The 4,480-nt window shown below is 69.8% G+C and carries 3 protein-coding genes; 1 reads left to right on the forward strand and 2 read right to left on the reverse strand.

What is annotated here, in order from left to right:
* Nucleotides 1-157: 157 nt before the first annotated feature.
* Both ACWDX9_RS60350 and ACWDX9_RS60355 read right to left on the reverse strand, forming a co-directional pair.
* A complete protein-coding gene (locus ACWDX9_RS60350; protein WP_449972921.1) occupies nt 158-1,717 on the reverse strand; it encodes an endonuclease/exonuclease/phosphatase family protein in 1,560 nt (519 codons plus the stop codon).
* 776 nt (nt 1,718-2,493) lie between these two features.
* Entirely contained in the window at nt 2,494-3,525 is a 1,032-nt protein-coding gene (locus ACWDX9_RS60355) for an Rv2578c family radical SAM protein (RefSeq protein WP_449972923.1), read from the reverse strand.
* Nucleotides 3,526-3,659: 134 nt separating this feature from the next.
* Here ACWDX9_RS60355 and ACWDX9_RS60360 point away from each other — a divergent pair, with 134 nt between their 5' ends.
* The gene (locus ACWDX9_RS60360) at nt 3,660-3,944 is read left to right on the forward strand and encodes a DUF3040 domain-containing protein (RefSeq protein WP_364842184.1); all 285 of its coding nucleotides are present in this window, start codon (nt 3,660-3,662) and stop codon (nt 3,942-3,944) included.
* Nucleotides 3,945-4,480 lie beyond the last annotated feature (536 nt).

A 4,480-nucleotide genomic window follows, 5' to 3' on the forward strand; every position in this document is an offset into this window, starting at 1 on the left:
GGGGGCCGGGGGTGCGGGGGTGGGTGGTCGAGCGTTAGGGCTAAAACGTCGGTACGGACCGCTGACGCGTTACCGGCCGCTTCCCCCGGCACCACCACAGGTCACGCCCCGCCGCACCCGGGGGGGTGCGGCGGTCGGTCCCGCCCGCGTGGGGCGGTCAGAGCCGGGACGTGCGGAACGTGGTGAGTACGGCGGCGTGGTCCGAGGACCAGGCGTTGCCGCGGTGGTTGGGGACGGCCGTCGGCGTGCCCTCGACCAGGGCGCTGGAGTCGGTCACTTGGAGCGGGCCCGCGTAGTAGACGAAGTCGATCCGGTCCTGCGGCTCGGGCTCGCCCTTGTGCGGGTCGTACCCGTAACCGCCGGTGAACACCGGATAGATCGGCGACCAGGTGATGCCCGGCGCGGTCACCGGGTCCGGGTGCGCCACCCGGTAGGAGTCCCGCAGCCCCGCCTGCGTGGGCAGCACCGAGGTCGGCCACGGGACCGTGGTGTAACCGCACCGGCGCGTGTCCTTGGTCCAGTCCAGATGGGACGGGGCGTTGAAGTCGCCCGTCAGCAGCACCGGCGTACGCCGCGCCGCGGCCAGGTCCGGTCCCATCTCGCTCAAGACGGCCTGGATCTGGGGCGTGCGCCCGGAACGCTCCTCGTTGGCCAGCAGTTGTTCCTGCGTCAGCTTGCCGAAGCATGTGTCGTACGGGCCGTACGGGGTGTAGCCGAGGTGGACGTTCCACACCACGACGTCCTGGCGCTCGCCGATCCGTACCCGGACCTTCGTCGCCACCGACAGCGGGCCGCTGTCCACCGGCGCCTTGCGTTCGGTGATCGGGTACCGGCTGATCACACCGATGTCGGTGCTCGACTGGTGATAGTCCCAGCCCAGCGCTTCGGCCAGCTCGCGGGTGGAGACGGCCGAAGTCTCCTGGAGACCCACGACGTCCACATCGGACTTGAGCAGGAACCGCAACTCCTTCTCCCGGCCGTCGTCGACCTGGCTGCCGCTGTGCCACAGGTTGAAGCTCATCGCCTTGAGCTCGGGCACCAGGTCCTGGCCCGGCCGGCGGACGTCGATGCCGACCGTCGCCGTGCTGGTCTCGGCGCGCGCGTTGCGGACCTCGACCCGCAGGGGCTCCGGACGCAGCGAGTCGCGCACGCGCGGTGTCCCGGTGACCTCCCCGTCGGCCGAGACGCTGATCCACCGCGGCCCGCTGACCTTGCGGAAGGTGAGCCCGTCGGTGTCCCCGCGTACCAGACCTCCCACCCTCGCCTGGTACGGGGTGAGGGCGCGGGCGTTACGCAGCTTGAAGGCGTCGGTGATGAAGTGCAGCGGCGCGTCGCTCGTGATCCGGACCTTCACCGGCGCGGCGAGCCACTGGTAGCCGTCCTGTGCCAGAGCGAAGACGATGTAGTTGCCCGGCTCCAGCCCGTCGGTCGGCAGGGTGGCCGCACCGCTCTGCCCGGCGATGTAGGTCCAGCGCACCGACGGACCGACGAACTTCTCGTCCACCGGGCCGTCGCCCGGGTCGGTGTAGAGGCCGAGCCAGTTGGTCGGGTCGGGGCGGGGCGTGGTGTAGGACGCCTTGATCGGCTCGCCACGGCGCACGGTCGACGCGGCGAGCGTCAGCGCACCGTCCGGGGCGGCGGACACCGACGCTGACGCCGGGACCGCGCCGGTGGACAGGACGAGCATCGCCACGACGAGCGACTTTAGCCAACGCATTCGCGCCTCCTTGATCTGCACCAAGCAGCGTCGGCCGGGCCGGTGACGATCATGTAAACGGGCAGTGGCAAACCGCTGGCGGCCTGGGGAAACCCTGGGCCGCGATGCCGTGTGCGCCGATCAGGGGCTGGTGCGCTGCGGACGTCGGCGGGTTCGTTCCAGCGGATGGTTTCGCCGAGGACGACGCCGACGACCGGCGTGACGTAGGTGACGGTGGAGGCGGCGGTGGTGCTCCGGGCGACGACCACACCGGTGTGCTGAAACGACGTTCCGGCCGGCCTCGTGTGGCGGGCTTGGCGGCCTCCATGTCCAGGACGAGATCTGCATGCCCCAAGGAAACCTGCCGCGTGCCGGTTGCCACCCGCCTATCGGTCGCGGTGCCGCCGCTTACGCTCGGTTACGAGCGCGCAGTCGGCTAACGCCCGGATTGCGGCGGATCCGGATGTCTGGTCAAGGTACATCGGCCTTCAGCCGGCCGCTGGCCTGAATAGCCATTCAGCGATCCCCACGTGCGCGCGTCGCGCGGCCACCGGCGGAGGGTGGCGAGCATGACCGCCGCCAGGAAGGTCCCGCCAAGGGCGAGCCGCCCGATCATGACCTACGCCCGCGACAGCCCGTCCGGCGAGGCCTTGATGAACAGGAAGCTCGCACCCCACACGACGGCGAGAGCTACGAATTACACACCGACCGAACCGGCACACGCCGTCGCTTCCTCTCCCGCCCGCGATCGCGTACGGGATCGGTGCGACGAGGGCCGGGGTGGTGTCGTGAGGAGCTCAGAGCAGGCGTAGCTGCTCCGGCTCGTCCGCCACCAGCGCGGGCCGGGGCGGGAGGCGGCGGGCCATGGCCGCGGTGGCGCGGCCCACGCCGTGGCGTTTGGCCAGCTCCTTGACCAGGCCCGTCACCCGCTCCTGGTACGCCTTGGGCGCGTACGCGCCGCGCCCGTACAGCTCCAGATAGCGCGGCACCAGGCGCGGATGCTCGCGCGACAGCCACCCCAGCCACCACTCCCGCGCCCCAGCCCGCAGGTGGAGCACGATGGGGGCGATGTGGGTGGCGCCGGAGGCGGCGATCTCCTTGACGGTGGTCTCCAACTGGGCGGGGGAGTCGGTGAGGAACGGGAGGATCGGGGCCATCAGGACACCGCACGCGATCCCGTTGTCGTTGAGCGTCGCGCACACCTCGAGGCGCCTGCGCGGGTTGGGGGTGCCCGGCTCCACCGCGCGCCACGCCTCCGGGTCGACGAAGCCGACCGACACGCTGGTGCTCACGTCCGCGACGTCCGCGGCCTCCGTCAGCAGGTCGAGGTCCCGCAGGATCAGCGTGCCCTTGGTGAGGATCGAGAACGGGTTGCGGGCGTCGCGCAACGCGGCCAGGATGCCGCGCATCAGCTTGTAGCGGCCCTCCGCGCGCTGGTAGCAGTCGACGTTGGTGCCCATGGCCACGTGGTGGCCGCCCCAGCGCGGCGAGGCCAGCTCCTTGCGGGCCAGCTCGGCGGCGTTGACCTTGACGACGATCTTCGAGTCGAAGTCCGCCCCGGCATCAAAATCTAGATATTCATGCGTTTTTCGGGCAAAACAGTAAATACAGCGATGCGTGCACCCGCGGTAGGGGTTGATCGTGTACTCGAACGGGACCCGGCTGGCCCCCGGAACCCGGTTGATGATGGATCTGGCCCGGATCTCATAGAAGGTCATCCCCCTGAACTCGGGCGTGTCGAAGGTGCGGGTGACCGCGCCGCGGGCGAACAGCGGCACGGCCGGATCGTCCTGACCGGGCCCGGCCAGGCGCAGGTTGTCCCAGCGCATGCCATGATTAGAACAAGGGTTCGAGCATGATCGCAAACTGAAAAGAGGTTGCAATTACCTGGTCAGGCGGGGGCTAATGATCTTCAGGGTTGGGCAGAAAGACGTCGCAGAGCTTGCGTTCGGGAGGTGCGCCTATGGCCTGGTCGCAGGACGAGGAGCGGATGCTGGCCCAGATTGAGCAGCACCTCGTCGCCGACGATCCGCGACTCGTCGCACGACTGGAGTCGTTCAACGAGCGGGTGCGTCGCAGCGAGGCGAAGGCCAAGGGGCAACCGGGCCGCAGGCGGCGGCCACGCCGCTCGACGGTCATCATCCTGATCAGCTGGCTGCTCATAGCCACGCTGGTCGCCACGCTCCTGATCATGGTGCTCCGCCATGAGGCCGCCGCCGCGCTCGCCTTGGCCGCCGCCACTTTCTAGCCGCCCCTTCACGGATCGGCGCCTTCCGGGCGCCGCATGAACCCCCTCCCACACGCTGTGTCACCGGCCGTTCTCGGCCTGTTCATGCCGCGTTCCCGGGGTCGTCGTCGATCCGTTCCGGGGCGTTGGCCCTGTGTCCCGTCTTCGCCGGGCCCGCGTCGTACGGCAGTCGTGCCGGATGTGCGTCGCATGGTGGTCGTGGCGGGCGTGCGCCATGCGGTCCTCGGCGTCCGGGACCCGCGCCGGCTTCGACGCCACACCCCTTGCGGAGCCTGAACGGCCTTCGTACTGGCAATTGAGTGGTCTGTATTCGCTGGTATGGGAAGGCCTTTGTGTGGTCGTCGGCGGCGCGAGACTTCCGGCGGCTTGAGGGCTGTAGCCGAGCGTCTCAGCGACGCCGGCGCAGGGAGGCTGAACGAACGTAAGAGGCCCGGGCCACTCCCCGCCGGATGTCAGCGGCGGCGTCAGGACGGCGACAGCCCCATATCAGAGCGGTCGGCGATCGTAGGGGCATCGAAAGAACACCGCACAAGGAG

The organism is Nonomuraea sp. NPDC003201 (genome assembly GCF_053590415.1).